This is a genomic window from Myroides albus (assembly GCF_024722315.1).
Lineage (GTDB): Bacteria > Bacteroidota > Bacteroidia > Flavobacteriales > Flavobacteriaceae > Flavobacterium > Flavobacterium album_A.
Genome location: NZ_CP102754.1, coordinates 2,112,964 through 2,134,218, shown reverse-complemented (window position 1 = coordinate 2,134,218; position 21,255 = coordinate 2,112,964). Strand labels below are relative to the sequence as shown.

Here is a 21,255-nt window from a genome sequence, read left to right as displayed (position 1 = left end):
TTAGTCGGCTTTATTTATACGTTTATATTGTTTTAATGCTAAGCGATATTCAGCTAAAAGAACTTTTACATCATCCATCATATCATTGTGCAGTTCTGCAGCACTAATTGTAGAATATCCTTCTTTATACTCAAACTTCCCTCCCTTACTCTTTCCTTTACGACCACGTAAATTCCTATCTTTATCAATTAGGTAAACATTTGTACTTGCTAAATCATCATCCAGTTTCCCCACTGTTCCTAAAGAATTAAAAAAAGTTTTCAAGTCCTCTGGTTCTACAAACAAATAGTTCCAGTTAGACATATCTGAAATGGGACTCAATTCGTCAACGACTTGTTGTGCTTGTTCCTCACTTCCAATAGGCAATACCATCACCAATTGAAAATCGTCAAACTCACGATATTTATTGTATATCTTTTGATTCAAATTAAAAGCATCGCCTCTATCCTTAAAAAGGTGCGCACCAGGAAACCCTAACACAGTAATTTTCCCTTCCAATGTAGGTTGGCCCCCTAAAAAGCTTTCACCTTTTGGAAATTCATTTACGCCTTCACTTATTACAGGTAAGCGCTCAAATTGATTTACACCTGTAGCAAAAAATAAATATGCACAAATTGGCATAACAAACAGTAAAACAAGTATTATGTATTTTTTCATCTCTATAGGTTAATTACACTATGTAACGTACAAAAATAGAAAAAGGCGGTTAATAAACCGCCTTTTCAAAATATAATATGTTATTAAAAAATCCACTTGTATTGTGAGTTATGAAAAACGTCATATACATAGTTTCCTTCAATTAATACCAAAGTAATTAAATATACACATAAAAATCCTAGAACTCCTGCTACTGACCATCTAAATGATGATTTCTCTTGTTCTAAGTGCATAAATGACCACATAATATAGTAAGCTTTCCAAATTGTTAAAATAATAAAGATATAATTTAACAAGCTTAATCCAAAGATGTGTACGTGGTGTAATGAATCTGGTTTAAAAATACCTAAAACTACCTCTACAATTGTAATTAGTGATAAGATAAAAAATACTTTCCAGATCTTTTTTGTATTTGATTGATGTGCTCCTTCTGCTGCCATAATGAAATGTTTTTAAAAAAATTAAACTAAGTAGAAGAATGTAAATACGAATACCCATACTAAGTCAACAAAGTGCCAGTATAGACCACCTTTTTCTACCATCTCGTAAGAACCTCTTCTTTGATATGTTCCTAATAAAACATTAAAGAAGATAACAACGTTAATTAAAATCCCTGTAAAAACGTGGAATCCGTGGAAACCAGTAATAAAGAAAAAGAAATCTCCGAATGTCTTATGACCATACTCATTGCGAATTAGGTTTGCACCTTCCACCACAATAGTAGCATCGTTAATTCTTTCAACAGACTGCTCTCTTGTAAGAACCTCTTTGTATCTACGACCTGTCTCAGCATTCTCAAGTGTTTTTTGAGTTCTGATCTTAATGTCAGGATTCGCTAATAAACCTGCTTTAATCTCCTCGATTGAGTAAGTTGGCGCACTTGGTCCTTTTAAAAACCACGTTCCTTTACCTCTAGTCAAAGTAGCTTCATCTCTATTTGCATCAACAATAGCAAAATCAGATAGAGCGATTTGTTTAGCTTCCTCTCCTTCTCCTTTTACAAAGTGAAGAATAGAACCTCCTCTTGTTTCAACAGCTCCATAAGTCCCTGTAATGAAGTTTTTCCACTCCCAAGCTTGAGATCCTAAGAAAACCAATCCTCCTAGAATAGTTAAAAACATATACGTTGCAACTTTCCCTTTCTTCATTTGATGTCCTGCATCTACTGCTAACACCATAGTAACTGAAGAGAAAATTAAAATAAATGTCATCAATGCAACATAGTACATTGGCGCATGAACTCCATGTAAAAAAGGAAAGTGATTAAATACCTCGTCAGCAATTGGCCAAGTATCCATGAACTTGTAGCGAGTAAATCCATATCCTACAAGGAATCCACAAAATGTTAATGAATCTGATAATATGAAATACCACATCATCATTTTACCGTAGCTTACTTTTAGAGGCTCATTTCCTCCGCCCCATGTGTTTTCTTTAGTAGCTGCTGTAGTAACTGTCGCTCCCATAAAAAGTTGTTAGTTATAAAGTTCTCAAATTTAATTTAATTTTTTTATTTATAGAATGTAAAAAACAAAAACAAATAAATCCATAGCACATCTAAAAAGTGCCAGAACCACGCACACAACTCTATTCCTATGTGTTGCTGTGCATTATACTTTTGTTTAAAATGATTATAAATTACCACCAATAAGGATAAAATACCTCCTATCAAATGGACAATGTGCACAATTACGATCACATATAAAAACGACGTTGTAATTGTACTCTCACTTCCTGTAAAGAAATAACCATTATCTATAACCTGCCCAAACCCTTTGAACTGCAAAAAAACGAATAACAAACCTAATATCAAAGTAATAAGCAAATAACTTGTTGCTTTACTTCTTTGTTCTGATTTTACAGCTCTATATGCTAAGTGAAATGTTATACTACTAATCAATATAACTATTGTACTATATAGAAATGAATCTGGCAAAACAAAATCTGTTAACCAGTCTGGTCTTGTTTCACTTACCACATAAGCACTTGTTAGTCCTGCAAAAACCATTGCAATACTTCCTAACCCAAACAGCATCATAACCTTTAATGCTTTACCTTTTCTTTCGTAGTGTTCTTGAGAAGTCATTTCCATTGTTATCTTAAAATTTTATCTAGTACATAAATAATTTGAATCAATGATATGTAAGTCACACTTACTAACATCAATGATCTTGCAGCCTTATCCGTTTTTTGTCTATACAATCTAATGGCTGCACTTAACATCCATAATCCCGCTATTAAAACAAGCCCCGCTGATATTGGAGACAAATACAATCTACCTGTCATTCCTGTTACAGGGAAAATAGATGCAATTATCAACCATACAGTATACAAGATTGTCTGCATTGCTGTCTTAGAGTCCCTTTTACCTGTAGGTAGCATAGAGAATCCACCCTTTTGATAATCATCATACAAAAACCAACCGATAGCCCAAAAATGAGGAAATTGCCAAAAAAACTGAATCATAAATAATGTTCCAGCTTCAATGCCAAAGTTATTGGTTGCAGCAACCCATCCAAGCATAAAAGGTATTGCACCTGGAAAAGCTCCTACAAATACAGATAAAGGAGTAATAGTTTTTAAAGGGGTATATACACTTGTATATAAAAAAATTGAGATTGCACCAAACATAGCAGTTTTAGGGTTAATTGCATATAAAATACCAATTCCCAAAAGTGTTAAGACACTTGCTAAGATAAATGCTGCTGTTGGTTTTACTCGTCCTGAAGCAATTGGACGATTCATAGTGCGTTTCATTTTGGCATCTAATTCACGCTCAATAATTTGATTGTAAACATTAGATGCACCTACCATACAATAGCCACCAATGGCTAAAGCTAAAAGCACCCAAAGATCAATACTTTTTAAATTCGGAACTGCTATCAAATAACCTGCTAATGTAGAAAACACTACACTTAAAGCAAGTCCCATTTTTGTCATTTCTTTAAATTCCTTAAGTACTGAAATTGATGTACTCTTTTCAGAAGTTATATTCAAAGCTGTTTTCATTTGTTTTTAATGAGTTGCAAATATAAATCAATTTTTATAACAAACCCTAAAAACAACCATTTCAGCTTTGAATATAACCATTCTTTAAGAAATTAGTAGCTATCTACTTTTCCACTTCCATCAACAATTGTTTTTGCTGCTGAAGTTCCCAGACGCGTAATTCCTAAATTTATCATTTCAATTGCAGATTCTCTATCGCGGATTCCTCCTGAAGCTTTTACTGCAAGTGGTCCGGCATTTTCAACCATTAACACAAGTGCTGGCATAGTAGCTCCATTTGGTTTACCTCCTTCAGTTTTATAGAACCCTGTAGAAGATTTTACAAATACTCTTCCGTAATCTTTCTCGTCAAATTTGCTCATTACAACATTTTTAATCAATGTAGTAAGTTGCACAATTTCTGAATCTTTTAATGCTGCAGTTTCAAGAATCCATTTTACAGTTCTAGCTGCTTTTAGCCCATAAGCAGTACACTCTTCAACTTCTTTCTTTACTTGCTCTACATTTCCTTTTTGGAAAGCAGTATAATCAACAACATAATCCAACTCATCAACTCCATCAGCAACAGCTTGTTTAGCCTCTTTCAATTTAGCTTCCAAACCTCTGTTTCCTTCAGGAAAGTCAATTACTGTTCCAATCAAAACTTTTGATTTAGCATCATCAACCATTTTACGACCAACTTTCACTTGCTCTGGACGTATCATAGCTAACTTGAACTTTTCATCAATAGCCTCTTGGATCAAATCCACTACGATTTTGTTATTTTCGGCTTCACTTACTCCAGCTTGAGCAGCTGTTTTCAAATAAGTAGAATCCATGAATTCTCTTAAATCTCTCATAATATAATTATTTAAAATTAAAAAAGCCCCTATAAAGGGGCTTTCAATATTTTACTATTTCTTAATTGTTGTGTTGCAAAGTATCAAACCAGTAATACTTCCTAAACAATTTGCAAAAAAATCAGCCCATTCAGCACTGCGACTTTTAGTACAATACAATTGTAATAATTCTACTGTTCCTCCTATCACAATAACTAATGTAAAGATAACAAATGTTAAAGAAATTCGCGAGATCTTTAACCAACTTTTTGCAAAATAATTATACCATAATACTGAAAATACCAAATAAAATACAAAATGTGCAATTTTGTCCTTAAAGGGTATATCTAATACTGATACTTTGGGAATTGAACTTCCTTCACTTAGGCAAGCTATTAAAACTAATACTGTCCAAATAACTCCTAACCAGAAAAAAAATTTACGCCCCAATTAATTCTTTGTATGCTTCTGCTGAAAGTAAATCAGCTAATTCAGACTCATTCGTGAATTGAACTTTTATCATCCATCCTGCTCCATAAGGATCAGTATTTACTAACTCAGGTTCTGTTTCTAAACCTTCATTAAATTCAATAATCTCACCTGTCAATGGCAAAAACAAATCTGAAACCGTTTTTACTGCTTCTACAGTTCCAAACACTTCTTCTCTATCTAAGGTTTGGTCAACTGTTTCTACTTCAACGTAAACGATATCTCCTAATTCCTTTTGTGCGAAATCAGTAATTCCAATTGTAGCAACGTTTCCTTCGATAGCTACCCACTCGTGATCTTTTGTGTACTTTAAATTAGCTGGTATGTTCATTTTAATTTAGTTTTTAGCAAATGTATAATATTATTACTATAAAGCCATCCTCACACAAGAAATTTTCAATCTTCTTTCCTTGTTGTTACTATATATGCACGAATATAACCTTTTTTGTTAATACAGCAAATCACAATAAAACCTTCATTCTTATTCATTGCACTTTCTCTATTTACTCCATTGTGTTTTCACACCAATTTCACTGCAAAGAATACGCTATCTCTCAAATATAATTTTTAGCTACCCTAAAGCGAATAAGAACTTATCATAAGCGCTTAATTTCCAAAATTGTATCGCATTGTAAAACCTGCTCTAATATTAGTAATTGGATACATAGTAGACATGATCGCTTTAGAGAAAGAATGATCATAAAAGAAAATAGCAGTTAAGTTTTTACTCAACATATAATCCGCAGTAATTCTCAATGACCACATATCCTGTCCTCCTCCCACTTGTTCACTGTCAAAATCTAAATAACGAACCAAGGTTTCACGCTTACTCAACGTTAGATCTGCCTTAATATTGATGTCACTTGAAATTCTTCCTCCCATACCATTGTTGGCATACATCGAATTAAAGCCGACATCTTTTATGCGATAACCAAGACCTAATACAAAGTCATTTCCATTGGTTTCAGTCAACGAATTATTATCTAAACTCAGTGAAAGCATTCGGTCTTTTCGCACTTCTGCAAGAATGCGTATATATGATTTTGTCTCCATATCAAATCTCACCAGTGGATTGAATTGTTCATACAAAGTTGCATTACTTACAACGTACTTAGAAGGTATATTCGCTCCTTCAAATTCACTTGGATTATTTTGATATTTGTAATAGTCAAAATTAGATGTATATGACCCCAATGTATATGCTGCTCGATACCCGTGATGAACAGAGAACTTCCTGAAGTGATTCTTTATAAAACCTAACTTCATAAACCCAGTATAGCGCAGTGTCCAGTTCGGCAATGGAATATCCTTAAAAATACTCGTTGATGAACTACTTGCACTCTTACCTGTATAGGCTGCATAAAATGATGGAATTAACACAGCTTGGCTGTTTGAGCTATATCCCTTTGGAAAACCTTTTTCATCCAAATTCGCTATATTACTAATATCAATACCATTCGCAACAGCTAACTTATTAGCAACTATAATTCGATTGTTTCTCATTTGCTCAAAACTATCAGCATTTGAAAATGCCGTACCAATCATCATCGTGGAAATTGTAAAATTCCCATAACTATAAGGTGCTTGCTGCATATAATTTCCATCTTCGACTGCAAATTGCTCTGTGTAATTATCAGATTTCATTCTATTGGCAGTTATATCAATAACTAAATCTGAAATAGGTCGAAGTGAAGCTGTTATATTTAATGTCTTATTACTTACCTGACTAAAAGGTTGATTCATATTTGGAAATTCACTCAAATAACCATTCTTTGCAGCCTCATAACGAACATCTGCTTGACTTCCAAAAACAAATCCTAAAGTTGGTTTAGAAGAACCAAAGAATCCAACTCCTGGCATAAATCCAGGTAAAGTTGTTCCACTGTTCTCTGCATAGTTAACTTGTATATTCTTAACTGATGTCAAAATATCAGTAAACACACTAACTGTTTTACCAAATACCCCAGCACCCTTTTCTTCCTTATTGACTTGTTGTACCACTTTTTGGCCAGGTACGATAGCTGCTTTCTTAGCTTTAGTTGCATTCTTACTCTTACCTGATTTACCTCCTATACCCAAATAACTATAAAGCGTTTCCATGCTAAGAGTAGTATTCAAAGCCTGCGTACGCGCATTCTGTATTGTATTACCAAGACTATATGTTACTCCTTCAAGCTCCACTTCTGAAAAAGCTTCTGAAGCACGTTGCCAGTTATAACTACCAGTATAAGTATAACTTGATCTAATAAACGACAAGAATGGAATCTTATTTAAAGGCAATTCGTAAGTTAAATTGATCTGTTGTGTAAATTGATTTGGCTCGCCAACATTAAAGTAATCATCCCAAATTGTGTTGCTATTGTCAACTATTCCTGTAGTACTATCATAGTAATTGCGAACCACATTATTACTTCCTCCTATATAAGTCAACCTTAAAGAGCGAGTTAAATCAAAATTAAATCCATAATTATAATTAAAGAAATAATTTCTTCTATACAATGGATCAAGTCCTATCCCTTCAACATCCAACAATCTAAACTGCTGACGATTATACTGACGAAGTACATTTGTACTAAAAGAGATATTAGAAGGTATCAAGTTAAAATTGAAATCTTTAATAATCTGCAAGTAAGTATTGTTTAAGAAACCAACATTCTTAAAAGGTTCTATCGATTTAGGTTGAAATGAATAAGCATAATCTACAGAAGTTCTAACTTGTTGTTCTAAACTTGATTCAATTTCATAATCGTGATGCTTAACCTCATTATATGAGTGTGAGAACGTAAGGTTTTCTACATCGTATATACGGGATTTTTTCTCAGGATTTCGCATCTTACTAACCCCAATAAAGTTTATACTCTTTCTCTTCGTATAATCCATTGCCCTTTTTTCAATTTCTTCAGCTTCGGCAGAAGATTTTGCATTTGACTTAACCAAACTAAGCTTTAAGTCTAAGTTATTAGGATCGTACTCTGGAGTTATAAATTCCTCACTAATAGCATAGTTAAAAGGCAAAACAATCCCCCATTTTTTTGGAAACAAATGTCCGAGATTAACATTTGTCACAATACTATATGACTTGTAATCTTCCTTACTTCTCTGTTGTGGACCTTGTTCGATACCTCCAAAACCAATAGTTGATCTCATACCAGTAGCTGATACGGTTGCAAAATCTGCAAAATTAGCATCTACAGTTGCAGTTGCCGCCCATCCACCTTTATTGTCCATATCTGATAAACGAAGCTCATCAAACCAAAATTCACCTTGAATAGAACTATGTGCTCCTTTATTTCTTACCCCTATCATCATCATACGTACCTTAGCAAAATTGGGATTTCCTTTAATACCAATCAAAACATCATCTCTTTCACCCCCTAATTCAGCTTCAGTTTTATATACGAAAGCAGAATTTAACTGATTGTTTTGACGTGAATCAGTCATCTTTAGCACTTTAATTTTTGTCAATAAATCAAGTGCTAAATCCAATTCATTCTCTTTTGGCCATATTTGATCAGGTAGTGTTTCTCCAAAATTAGTCACCTTTAGTGGGATTTCAATTTGGTAATAGTTGTCAACTAAATCATTACCAATTCGCACGAATGCAACAGCCTCATCATCTTTCAAAACAGCAGTTCCTCCATTTTCAATTCCCTCTGCGTGTATAAACATTTTTAATCGCTTGTACTGACGCATGTCAACATTGAAGTTTTTATACACAGCCCTTGCATCACCAGGTGCCAAACCAGCAGTATTACTTTGCAAGTCTTTCGAGTAGATTTTCATTGCTAAAGACTGCTCATTTTGATTAATCAATGTATTGTTCATATACATCTGCTCTTGGCGAACCCCAGGAGGAATAACGTAAGGAATTGGCTTACGTGAATAATTGTCTTGAATATTTACTGAAGTTACATCAAAAGCAGCCTTTGTACTTTCCTTTTCTTCTTCATATTCACTTCCTTCTTTATTAAAGTCAGAATAATCTCTATCCGATTTTCTCCAATCAGAACGAATTAAATCTAAACTTCCAAAACGCAAAGTTATCTGATCTCTGAAGCCAGTAACGAACATACGCATAAAGCGTATTGAACGCATATCTATTTCGAAAGGTGTACTTTGCTCTGAATCCTTATTCTTTTGTCCTTTACTTTTCTTATTGATACCATCTATATTCTCACCATTGTTATCAATTGGCACCTTAAATTGAATCCAGCGCACTGGTGCTACTGACCCATCTGCCAACTGCGTAGTAGTTTCCCTAACATCTACAACATATTTATCTTTAACTGTCATATTAGGCTTAATCTCAATTCCATATTGAAAGTAAGCATCAATAGTATTCATTGTATTATCCCCATCAACATCCTCTGCATCTGGTTGATTATTTCCCGCACGACTTCCACCTGCTGGACTATTTCCTTCCACTCCATTATAATCTCTATACCTTTCCAAGATTCCACCTTCTGCATCTAAATAGTGAACAAAATTATCTGCTGCTGGATCAGCTAAATGGGCAAAATCAGGGAACCATATTTTTTCCTCCTCATCACTTAATCCATCCAAACCAACGTCTTGCATCCTTCTATTATCAGCATTCGTATCAAATGCATAAATCAAAGAAGGTGCTGCTGGTACTTTCCCCCATGCAGTATTGATTATACTATTTTCACTCAGACTTGAAGTTGGCAATCCATTTTCATATTGCTTATATCCATCTCTAAGAATATCTTCTGAAATCAATCCAAAGTTTAACTTCAATTCACCAATATTTCCTTGATTTGCTACGCCATTTGCTCCTCCTACATAAGGATCCATTAACCAAAATTCCAATGCTTCAATATTAGCCTGCTCAAAATTCGAAGTACTTAAACTTCTCATAATCCCCGCCCAATTCTTCTCTGGTGTATTTGACAAACGAGAAGCTTTAAAGTCTGGATTGAAGTTATATATCCCTCTCTCTTTTGGATAATAAGTTAAATCTAGTGTAGTGATAACCCTACTTTCTCCATAAGCAATATCTTTGTTGGGAAACAACTCCTCACTGTATACACGACGTGTAACATTTGAAGACAAATCATACTCAGTCACACCATTGGGTCTTGATCCAACATAAAAAGCTGGATCAATCGTATACCATGATAATTTTGCTCTTCTATAACCATCTTCTAAACGTCCTACTCTTCCCTTGCTATTATTGCCTTCTAAATAGCTTGGTATCCTATTGTCATCGCTATCTTTAAAATAAAAACCTTTTGGTACACTTGCTAACTTCCACGCATGAGGACTTTTGACGTCAATTGTAGATTGAGTTCCCTCAAAATCATCAACATAAGAAGTAGCTTCACCATTCATTTGATCCAATTTAGAAGAACCTGGTTGCAAATAAGCAAATTCACCTCTAAATGAAATTCGAGATTCTGCGTCTGTATCTATATTGGGAAGTTTATTGACTAAACGAGTAAAGAAAGGTACTTCAGTAGAATATTGAGCGTTAAAACCCCATATTGTATTATTCACAGCTTCTTCTCCATAACTTGATTTATGAGTCATAGGTCGTTCAGACAGACGCAAATAAGTACCTCCTACGATGAAGTCTTTACTAAATTTGTGTTCAACGTTAAATCCGAAAAATCGCTTTGTCTGTTGACCAAACATAGTGTTATTTTCAACAGAAACATCAATAGGAGTATTAGAGGCTAATAGAGCTTGATCTAAAATCATCACTCGTCCTCTATTGTAATCAACAGTATAATCAGCACCTTCAATTAAAACTCGTCCACCTGCTTTCACTACAACGGATCCTGGTGCAACGTTAAATGCTCCAATAGGAATTCCCTCTCCCATTGTACTTGAATACTTACCTTTTAATTGAAACTTATTCTTCTGACTTTGACTGCGGATAGCTGAGGCTTTTGTCCCTGTATATAATTCTCTAAAGACATACTTCTCTTGATTCTTATTATAAGAAGTCTTGACATCATAATCCGAATTATCAAGAGGTCCACTCTTTAGTTGATTAAATAAATGTTCTCCAAAAGGCTCTACTGTTGTAAAAATAATACGCCCATTTACAGCATCGATTGTTATACCATCAAATGTATTTCGACCATACTGATTGTAATTACTATTGCCATAGCCACCGCTATTTCCATAACCTCCATTATTGCCGAAACCACCGTTATTACCAAAGCCACCGTTATTACCAAAGCCTCCATTATTACCAAAACCATTGTTATTACCATAACCACCGTTTCCTTGGTTATTGTAACTATTATTTCCCATATTAGCATTGGGATTATTGGGGTCATAGACATTTTGCATACTTCCATTAGCAAGAAAGTCAAAGAATCCATCTCCTCCTGCTTGTGGGTCATTCGTATAATTCAATCTATCAAGATTAAAAACCTTCAGTAAAGGTGTTTTTTCAACTCCTTCTGGTAAGGGTTTTCCATCGACAGAACTAATATAATTTAATGGACTTGGGTCTGTATATAAAATATTAAATCTAAATCTATCTTGGGTAATATATGAAGCATTAGGTATTTGATAGATATTCTTCATCATCAAACGCCAAAGTGGAACATTAGTCAGAGTAATACTACTCTTCAACATCTTAACGACTAAATTCTGAGAAAGAGGTACATTGTCTGTTTCCTCACCAGTATTAGGTGTATTAGGTTGATTAATGTTATTTGAATTACTTTGGTTTCCTGAATCCGTTCCAAACTCACCCACCTGGTACACTTTGTCCCCAACTGTATACTGAAAAGCAACAGCTAATACTTCATCATTTGACAAACGCTGATTCAAAGAAATATATCCAAGTTGTGGGTGATATGTATACTCAGAGCTGTTTAATTTCCTTGCACTTTCCACTTTGACAAAATCACGTCCTTCTTGCACTTGTGTATTAATACCCGAACTACCTGATGATCCAAAGCGAATACTACTATCTAAATAATAATTGGATTGACCAATTTTCTTAGGGTCATATAAGTTGTTTGCATTATCTGGATAAGCATTTGCTGCTGAATTAACAAAGAAATTAGCATCTTGAGAAGACACATATCGATTATCGCCAAACTTACTCTTACCTTCTCCCAAATCCTGAATTGCGACAAGATTTCTTGCATTGTTATTAGTTTGTCCTAATCTACTATAACGATTCGTTACCCAAACCTCTACACGAGTAATGCGTATTCTACTGTTGATATAAGGATACTTACTCAAAGCTTGGTCGTAATTATCTCTAAAGTATTGAGATAAAAAGAAGTGTCTATCCTCATCATAATCAATTGCAAACAACTCAAAATCTTCTAACGTTCCTCCTCCATCAGCACGGACAGAAGTTGTCTGCGACTTTTGCTCAGAAAAAACTCCAGTAATTGTCGTGCGACCGAATTGCAATTCAGTTTTAACACCAAAAAGACTTTGAGCTCCCCTGATAAGAGAACCTGTGATTGGCATACTAACATTACCTACTTCTACTTTTCGAACAATATCATCTTCATCAGGTTCAAATGACAATTTCATTAAATTCTGAAAGTCAAAAGTAGCTTGTGTATCGTAATTGGCATTAACACTTAATCTTGTACCTACTTTACCTTGCAATCCCATACTAATACGTTGATCAAAATCAAACATCATGTTTTTTCGATTGCGAGCAGACATCACGGGGTTGTCTTGCTTAGTAAACCTCACCCCCATATCAAACTCAACAGAACCTGAAGGTCTAACATCTATAGTATTGGAACCGAAAATACCGACAAACAGTTTTGAATTCACATAATAACGCGGCAACATATCACGCTGTTCTTCTTCATTCTCTAATCGTCCGTGCATAGCGTTAAACTTCTGCTGAAAATACTTTCTAATTTCACTTTTCAACACAAGGTCTTCATACTCTTTTCGAGTCAATATAAGAGGTAGATTAACATTAAATTCCCCAACAGTTCGCGTAAAATAGTAGCGGTCGTTACTTGGATTATAAGAATACGATTCTCTTATAATATTGGGATCAGGAATAATAAAATTACCAAAATCATACTTAGGTTGCAAAGAGTCTACCTCTTGTTCCAACCAACTTAGATCTTCAGTTTCTTCAGGCAATAGTTCTTCTTGTCCAAAACCTGTAACAGTTCCAGATACAAATATTAAAAACATTAAAATAATATGTTTTACTAAAAGACTATTCCCCCTCAAGACCTATAAATTTTTTAAAGCTTGTTTTATTATCACTTCAACTGTAGCATCAGGATTGGCTTTTACAATCTTGTCTACTACTTTTTCTGCTGATTTGCGAACAAAGCCTAATACCTCTAAAGCAGATAACGCTTCATCTGCATTTGTATTGTTAATTATAGGCAAAACTTCATCAATATTATATAGTTTTACAACTTTCTCTTGTAAATCTAAAATAACTCTTTGTGCTGTTTTAGTACCAATACCTTTTACTGATTGTATAGTTTTAGAATCTCCTGAAGCTATCGCTTGTAGTAATTCTTTAGCAGAAATTGAAGATAAGATATTTCTTGCAGTATTCCCACCAATACCAGATACCGAAATCAAAAGCTTAAATAATTCGCGTTCAATTTTATCGATAAAACCGAATAAAGTATGGGCATCTTCCTTAATTTGTAGAAAGGTATATAAACGAAGTTTTTCAGATGATCCTATCTGAGAAAAAGTTTGCAGGGAAATATGGATTAAATATCCTACTCCCCCGCAATCTATTACTACCTCTGTAGGTGTTTTTTCAACCAATCTTCCTTCAATATGTGCTATCATTTTTCTTAGTTATTTTAACTTCAAAAATAGTAATTAAATAAGCTAATTACTAATAGAAAAAATGATAGAAATTCAGAAGATTAATTTATTATTTCTTTTTTCTATTTTCTCTTACTTGCGCATCCACAACTGCCACAGCAGTCATGTTCACCATTTCATCAACGCTTGCACCAAGTTGGAAAACGTGAACAGCTTTATCTAATCCCAAAATTATTGGTCCTATTGATGTAGCTTTGTTCAATTCTTTCAACATTTTATACGTGATATTCGCTGAATCCAAATTAGGGAATATTAGTGTATTTACTTTCTTATCAACAAGTTTTGAAAAAGGAAACTTCTTTTTCAACATCTCGTCATTCAAAGCAAAGTCAATCTGTATTTCACCATCTACTACCATATCTGGATATTGCTCATGTAACATGGCAACAGCCTCCTTCATTTTACTCGGAGATTCTTGTTCTGCAGAACCAAAGTTAGCATAAGATAACATTGCAATAACAGGATCCATTCCAAACATTCTCACTGTCTTTTCAGTCATCACAGCAATTTTTGCAATATCTGCTGCAGAAGGATTTGGATTAATAGCAGTATCAGCCAAGAACATAGGGCCTCTCTTAGTCAACATCAGATTTGTTGTTGCAACTTTAGATACGCCTTGTGCTTTAGGGATTAACTCTAGAATAGGTTTCACTACAGATGGATAACTTCGAGAATATCCAGTTAACATAGCATCAGCCTCTCCCTCATTAACCATCATAGAAGCAAAGTAATTTCTCTCACGCATTAATTTCTCTGCGTCATAAAGAGTAATTCCCTTTCTTTTTCTTGTCGCCCAATAAGCTTCAGCAAACTGTAATCTTCTGTCTTTTTGATCATCCGATTTTGGATCAATAATCTCAACGTCAGCATGAAATTCTATCTCCTTCTTCAGCTCCAAAATGATTTCCTTATCTCCTAATAAAATTGGATTAGTCATCCCTTCTTCATAAGCGATTTGAGCTGCCTTCAACACGTCCAAGTGATCAGCTTCAGCATAAACAACACTTTTCGGTTCCGTTTTTGCACGATTAATAAGCATTCGAACTAACTTATTATCGTTCCCCATACGCATTTGAAGTTCTTGACAATACTTCTCCCAATCCACTTCTTGTTGTGGAGCTACGCCACTTTCTATTGCTGCCTTAGCTACTGCTGGTGGCACAACTGAAATCAAACGTGGATCAAAAGGCTTAGGAATAATATACTCACGACCAAAGCTTAGTTTAGTTTCTCCATAAGCTATATTTACTTGCTCTGGAACAGGTTCTTTTGCAAGTTTAGCTAAAGCTACTACAGCAGCCATCTTCATCTCCTCATTAATCTTAGTGGCTCTAACGTCTAATGCTCCTCTAAAAATATAAGGGAACCCTAAAACGTTATTAACTTGATTAGGATAATCAGATCTTCCTGTAGCCATGATGACATCTTTGCGTGTATCAACCGCTAAATTGTAATCAATTTCTGGTTTTGGATTAGCCATTGCAAAAACAATAGGGTTCTCAGACATTGACAACAACATCTCTGGCTTAAGAACATCTGCTGTTGATAAACCGATGAATACATCAGTTCCCTTCATTGCATCTGCTAAAGAAATATCTGTATCAACAGCAAACTCTCTCTGTAAATCAGAAATTCGTGTATCGTCTTTCTTCAATACTCCTTTACTGTTAAACATCTTGATATTCTCCTGTTTAACACCAAATGCTACATATAATTTTGCACAAGCTATAGCTGCAGATCCAGCACCCGAAACAACCATTGTAACATCTTCCATCTTTTTACCTGCTAACTCAACAGCATTTAGTAATGCAGCAGCTGAAATAATTGCTGTACCATGCTGATCATCGTGCATAACAGGAATATTCAACTCCTCTTTCAATCGTCTCTCAATTTCGAATGATTCAGGAGCCTTAATATCTTCAAGGTTAATCCCTCCAAAAGTTGGTGCAATATTTTTTACTGTTTCGATAAATTTCTCAACATCCGTTGTATCAACTTCAATGTCAAACACGTCAATATCTGAAAAAATCTTGAATAACAGACCTTTACCTTCCATTACAGGTTTAGATGCTTCTGGACCAATGTCACCTAAGCCTAATACTGCTGTCCCGTTTGAGATAACAGCAACCAAATTACCTTTGGCTGTATATTTGTAAACATTGTTTACATCTTTTGCAATTTCTAAACATGGTTCTGCTACTCCAGGAGAGTAAGCTAAAGATAAATCTCTTTGAGAAGAGTATTTTTTGGTAGGAACAACTTGTATCTTTCCTGGCACTGGCTCAGCGTGATACTTCAATGCTTCCCTACGTAAACTATCTTTGTTCATAAATTTCGTTTTAGGTTCTGAGCAAAGGTAGTCTTTTTGTAGTATAATTAAAATATAAGGAAATCAATCCCCTAAAAAATCAATATTTCGCAACAAACCAGCATATTTAGTTCTTTTTATTGCAGATTTCTTAAATATTTCATTAAATGTTTCCTCAGTCAATTCTTTCCATTCTTGTTTTGAATAGCTAATTAACTTTCTATTAGCAATGAAACGCTCCTCTTTATGAGGTATAGCAAACCGATTCCAAGGACAAACGTCTTGACAAACATCACATCCAAACATCCAATTATCAAGTTTACCACTAAATTCATCCGGTATACTATCTTTTAACTCTATCGTTAAATACGAAATACACTTACTTCCATTAACAATATGAGCGCTTTCTATAGCCCCTGTAGGACAAGCGTCTATACACTTAGTACAATGGCCACAATGATCGGTTGTGATACCGTCTACTTCTAAATCTAAATCAATAATCAATTCTGCAATAAAGAAAAAAGAACCAGACTTTTTAGTAATCAAATTATTATTCTTACCAACCCAACCTAAGCCACTTTTGGCTGCCCAGGCTTTATCTAACACAGGCGCAGAATCGACAAAAACTCTACCACCTACATCACCAATCTCAGTTTGAATGAAATATAGAAGTTCTTTGAGCTTATCTTTTATTACATAATGGTAGTCTTCTCCGTAAGCATATTTTGAAATCTTAAAAGTAGATGATGCTTGTCTTTCTTCAGGATAGTAATTAAGAGTTAAAGAGACTACACTCTTAGCACCTTCAACTAACAACCTTGGATCAAGTCGCTTGTCAAAGTTATTCTCCATGTAATACATGCTACCATGCATTTGCTGATTCAACCAATTTTCAAGTCGTGGAGCCTCCTCCTCTAAAAAATCAGCTTTTGATATACCACAAGAAGAAAAACCCAATCTTAACGCTTCAGTTTTAATCAAATTGGCATACTTAGCCTTATTATCAATCATAGTACCTATTCAAATAAACCACCTTGTTTAAATTGACGTGTGCGATTCAAGTGTTCGTAAGCTTTATCTGTAGCTTCACGACCACGAGGAGTTCTAATTATAAACCCTTCTTGAATCAAATAAGGTTCATAAACCTCCTCTATCGTTTCTCCATTCTCTGATACAGCAGTTGCAAGTGTAGATAAGCCCACAGGCCCTCCTTTGAATTTATCGATAATCGTCAGTAGGATTTTATTATCCATCTCATCTAAACCAAAAGAATCTACATTCAAAGCATTCAAGGCATACTGAGCGATAGCTAAATCTATACTACCATTTCCCTTGATCTGTGCAAAATCACGAACTCTGCGAAGTAAGGCATTAGCGATACGAGGTGTTCCTCGACTGCGTCCAGCAATTTCTATAGCTGCTTCTAAATCTATAGGTACTCCTAAAATTTCAGCACTGCGTACAATAATAGTGGAAAGCAATTCCTTGTTATAATACTGAAGCCTACATTGTATCCCAAATCGAGCACGCATAGGAGAAGTTAACAGACCCGAACGAGTTGTAGCTCCTACAAGTGTAAAAGGATTCAAATTAATTTGAACCGTACGGGCATTTGGCCCAGATTCAATCATAATATCAATCTTGAAATCCTCCATAGCTGAATACAGATATTCCTCCACAATAGGACTTAAACGGTGAATTTCATCGATAAATAGTACATCGCGTTCTTCCAAATTAGTTAGAAGCCCAGCTAAATCTCCAGGTTTATCCAAAACGGGTCCAGACGTAATCTTAATACCCACATCAAGTTCATTAGCCAAAATATTAGCTAATGTAGTTTTTCCCAATCCTGGAGGACCATGAAAGAGAGTGTGATCTAAAGCCTCATCGCGAAGATTTGCTGCCTTCACGAAGATCTTTAAATTCTCCAAAACCTGTTCTTGACCAGCAAAATCATCAAAAGAAAGTGGACGTAACTTTCTTTCGATATCATTTTCATCAGAAGAATAATTCCTATTTGTAGGATCTAAATTTGCATTCATAAAGCAAAGATAATTTAAAAAAAATCATTCAAAAAAATAACAATTACAAAAAGATAAACAACGTAGATTACCCAATAAAAAAAGAAAGGGCACCTATTCAGGTACCCTTTCTTCATATATAGAAAAATTCTATTAGTGATTTAATTGTTCCTCACCTTCCATATAAGGCATGTTTTGAGGAGCGTAATCTTCTGGTAATCCAGGTTTACTATAGTCATAAGGCCATCTGTAAACTACTGGTAACTCACCTGGCCAGTTTCCGTGAATATGTTCAACTGGAGTAGTCCATTCAAGTGTATTACCTCTCCATGGGTTTTGAGTTGCTTTCTTACCGTAGAAAATACTAACGAAGAAGTTCCATAAAAACACCAATTGGAAAGCTGAACCTACTAATGCAAATACCGTAATTAAAACGTTAACATCATAGAACTCATCAAACAATGGGAACGCAGTGTTAGAATAATAACGACGTGGTAAACCAGCTAAACCGATAAAGTGCATTGGGAAGAATACTCCGTAAGCACATACTGCTGTAACCCAGAAGTGAATATAACCAAGGTTTTTATTCATCATTCTACCGAACATTTTAGGGAACCAGTGGTAGATACCTGCAAACATTCCGTAAAGAGCAGAAATACCCATTACTAAGTGGAAGTGAGCAATTACGAAATAAGTATCGTGAACGTTGATATCTAATGTAGAGTCTCCTAAGATAATTCCTGTTAAACCTCCTGTAATAAATGTAGAAACGAAACCAATACAGAACAACATAGAAGGGTTCATTTGAATGTTACCACTCCAAATTGTCGTAATATAGTTAAATGCTTTTACAGCAGAAGGAATTGCAATTAATAAGGTTGTAAAAGTAAATACAGAACCTAAGAAAGGATTCATTCCCGACACGAACATATGGTGTCCCCATACAATCGTAGAAAGAAACGCAATACCTAAAATAGAAGCAATCATCGCACGGTATCCGAAGATAGGTTTACGAGCATTACAAGCAATTACTTCAGAAGTAATACCCATTGCAGGTAAAATAACGATGTAAACTTCAGGGTGTCCTAAGAACCAGAACAAGTGTTCGTATAATACAGGAGACCCACCTTGGTAATGTAATACCTCACCAGCTAAATAAATGTCTGATAAGAAGAAAGAAGTACCAAAACTTCTATCGAATAACAACAATAATGCTGCTGATAATAACACAGGGAAAGATACAATACCAATAATTGCAGTAACAAATAATGCCCATACAGTCAAAGGTAATCTTGTCATACTCATACCTTTTGTTCTTAAGTTAATTACTGTAGCTACATAATTTAAAGATCCCATTAAAGAAGAAGCAATAAAAATAGCCATAGAAACTAACCATAATGTCATCCCCATTCCAGAACCTGGAATAGCTTGTGGTAAAGCACTTAAAGGAGGATAAACTGTCCATCCTGAAGATGCTGGTCCTCCTTCTACAAATAAAGATATAACCATCAATACTGCAGAAATGAAGAATAACCAATAAGATAACATATTTAAAAATCCTGAAGCCATATCTCTAGCTCCAATCTGCAATGGAATAAGTAAGTTTGAGAATGTACCACTTAAACCTGCAGTTAAAACGAAGAATACCATAATAGTACCGTGCATTGTAACAAGCGCTAAGTATGCATCGTTTTTCATAACTCCATCAGGAGCCATTTTGTCACCTAATAACCATTTGAATAATGTAAAAGATTCTTCTGGCCATGCAATCTGCATTCTAAATAAAAGTGACATCGCAATACCAATGATTCCCATAACAATACCTGTAATCAGGTATTGTTTGGCAATCATCTTGTGATCTAAACTAAATACATATTTAGTAAAGAAGTTTCCTTTATCGTGATGATCGTGTGAGTGATCAAGATTTATTTCGTGTCCTACTGCTGACATAGTATAAATTAGTTTTAATACGTGAGTTTTACCTTACAACTGAGCAACAGCTTCAGATGCTTCTTCAACCTTCTCTTCTACTACTGGCACATTAGTCCCCTTTTCAGCGGCAACTTGCTCTTTTAAAGTAGGAAGTTCACTTAACCAAGATTCAAATTCTTCAGGAGTTTCAACTACAACTTTCATTTGCATGTTATAGTGAGATGCTCCACAGATTTTGTTACATAATAACAAATAGTCGAATGTATAAGGATCCAAAGCCTCATGACCGTTTGCAATTAATTCTTGACTTCTATCCGCTCTGATATTATTGATGTTGTTAACTTTCTTTATCATAGCATCACGCGATCTCATATCTTCTGTAGTGATAGTAGGAGTAAATGCAAACTGAGTAACCATACCTGGCACACAGTTCATTTGTGCTCTAAAGTGAGGGAAATAAGCAGAGTGTAAAACGTCTTGTGAACGGAATTTCATAACTACTTTCTTTCCTAATGGCAAGTGTAATTCTTTTGCCATTTTATCATCTGCAGCATTTGGATCTGACATATCTACTCCAACAACGTTGATACCTTCAATAAAGCGAACATTGGCTTTACCTAAAGTATTGTCTGTTCCAGAGTAACGAACATCCCAACCAAATTGCTTAGCGTAAACTTCTACGACTAAAACGTCTTCTTTTTCATCCACGAACATGATGTCGTTCCAAGCAAATAATCCGTACAAAATCAACCCTGATAAAGTAATTACTGGGATGATAGTCCATATTGCTTCTAACTTATCATTATCTGAAAAGTAAAGTGCTTTTCTTCCTTTTACACCTCTACCTTTAAATGCAAAGTAGTGAAGTAAAAATTGAGTAAAAATCTGTACGACAAAAATAAGTCCCATAGAAATCCACATCAAGAAATCCACCTTCTCTCCATGCTCTGATGCAGCATCGCTCATCAAAGGAAAACTACCATATTCTACTAAGCAAAAGATAGTAAAAACGTAAATAAATCCTAAGAAAGCGAAAGTCAAATAACCATTAACGTTATTATCCTTGTCATTTGCGATTTCTGAACTTATATCGTTAGGTTTAGATCCAACTTGCGTTAAATCGAATATCTTAGTCAATTGCCAAATAGCAATCCCTAACAATACAATTACAGCTATTATTAATAAACTTGTCATT

15 protein-coding genes are annotated in these 21,255 nt (G+C 34.7%); all 15 read right to left on the bottom strand.

What is annotated here, in order from left to right:
- The 15 genes from NWE55_RS09740 to NWE55_RS09670 all read right to left on the bottom strand — a co-directional run bounded on the left by NWE55_RS09740 (window position 1) and on the right by NWE55_RS09670 (window position 21,254).
- Entirely contained in the window at window positions 1–657 is a 657-nt protein-coding gene (locus tag NWE55_RS09740; RefSeq protein ID WP_230381475.1) for a hypothetical protein, read from the bottom strand.
- A gap of 83 nt (window positions 658–740) precedes the next feature.
- Window positions 741–1,097, bottom strand: coding sequence for a cytochrome C oxidase subunit IV family protein (locus NWE55_RS09735; protein ID WP_155090887.1), 357 nt, complete (start codon window positions 1,095–1,097; stop codon window positions 741–743).
- Window positions 1,098–1,118: 21 nt separating this feature from the next.
- Window positions 1,119–2,123 (bottom strand): cytochrome c oxidase subunit 3, encoded by a 1,005-nt coding sequence (locus tag NWE55_RS09730; protein ID WP_155090888.1) that lies wholly within the window; start codon window positions 2,121–2,123, stop codon window positions 1,119–1,121.
- A gap of 44 nt (window positions 2,124–2,167) precedes the next feature.
- Window positions 2,168–2,749 (bottom strand): cytochrome c oxidase subunit 3, encoded by a 582-nt coding sequence (locus tag NWE55_RS09725; RefSeq protein ID WP_155090889.1) that lies wholly within the window; start codon window positions 2,747–2,749, stop codon window positions 2,168–2,170.
- Window positions 2,750–2,751: 2 nt separating this feature from the next.
- Window positions 2,752–3,654: a heme o synthase gene (cyoE, locus tag NWE55_RS09720; protein WP_373425580.1), complete on the bottom strand. Its 903-nt coding sequence runs from the start codon at window positions 3,652–3,654 to the stop codon at window positions 2,752–2,754.
- Window positions 3,655–3,758: 104 nt separating this feature from the next.
- Complete coding sequence (gene deoC, locus NWE55_RS09715) at window positions 3,759–4,505, bottom strand: deoxyribose-phosphate aldolase (protein WP_155090891.1); 747 nt, start codon at window positions 4,503–4,505, stop codon at window positions 3,759–3,761.
- Between the two features lie 54 nt (window positions 4,506–4,559).
- On the bottom strand, window positions 4,560–4,934 hold the full coding sequence (locus NWE55_RS09710) for a VanZ family protein (RefSeq protein ID WP_155090892.1): 375 nt from the start codon (window positions 4,932–4,934) through the stop codon (window positions 4,560–4,562).
- Entirely contained in the window at window positions 4,924–5,304 is a 381-nt protein-coding gene (gcvH, locus tag NWE55_RS09705; protein ID WP_155090893.1) for a glycine cleavage system protein GcvH, read from the bottom strand. Before gcvH ends, NWE55_RS09710 begins: the two co-directional genes overlap by 11 nt.
- A gap of 275 nt (window positions 5,305–5,579) precedes the next feature.
- A complete protein-coding gene (sov, locus tag NWE55_RS09700; RefSeq protein ID WP_155090894.1) occupies window positions 5,580–13,136 on the bottom strand; it encodes a T9SS outer membrane translocon Sov/SprA in 7,557 nt (2,518 codons plus the stop codon).
- Between the two features lie 42 nt (window positions 13,137–13,178).
- The gene (gene ruvA, locus NWE55_RS09695; RefSeq protein ID WP_258204038.1) at window positions 13,179–13,760 is read right to left on the bottom strand and encodes a Holliday junction branch migration protein RuvA; all 582 of its coding nucleotides are present in this window, start codon (window positions 13,758–13,760) and stop codon (window positions 13,179–13,181) included.
- A gap of 88 nt (window positions 13,761–13,848) precedes the next feature.
- A complete protein-coding gene (locus NWE55_RS09690) occupies window positions 13,849–16,128 on the bottom strand; it encodes an NADP-dependent malic enzyme (RefSeq protein ID WP_155090896.1) in 2,280 nt (759 codons plus the stop codon).
- A 63-nt stretch (window positions 16,129–16,191) separates the two neighbouring features.
- Complete coding sequence (queG, locus tag NWE55_RS09685) at window positions 16,192–17,118, bottom strand: tRNA epoxyqueuosine(34) reductase QueG (RefSeq protein ID WP_155090897.1); 927 nt, start codon at window positions 17,116–17,118, stop codon at window positions 16,192–16,194.
- A gap of 5 nt (window positions 17,119–17,123) precedes the next feature.
- Entirely contained in the window at window positions 17,124–18,149 is a 1,026-nt protein-coding gene (gene ruvB / locus NWE55_RS09680; protein WP_155090898.1) for a Holliday junction branch migration DNA helicase RuvB, read from the bottom strand.
- A 132-nt stretch (window positions 18,150–18,281) separates the two neighbouring features.
- Entirely contained in the window at window positions 18,282–20,078 is a 1,797-nt protein-coding gene (locus NWE55_RS09675; RefSeq protein ID WP_155090899.1) for a cytochrome c oxidase subunit I, read from the bottom strand.
- 33 nt (window positions 20,079–20,111) lie between these two features.
- Window positions 20,112–21,254 carry a cytochrome c oxidase subunit II gene (locus NWE55_RS09670; RefSeq protein WP_155090900.1) on the bottom strand — a complete coding sequence of 381 codons (1,143 nt, stop codon included), beginning with the start codon at window positions 21,252–21,254 and terminating at the stop codon, window positions 20,112–20,114.
- Window position 21,255 lies beyond the last annotated feature (1 nt).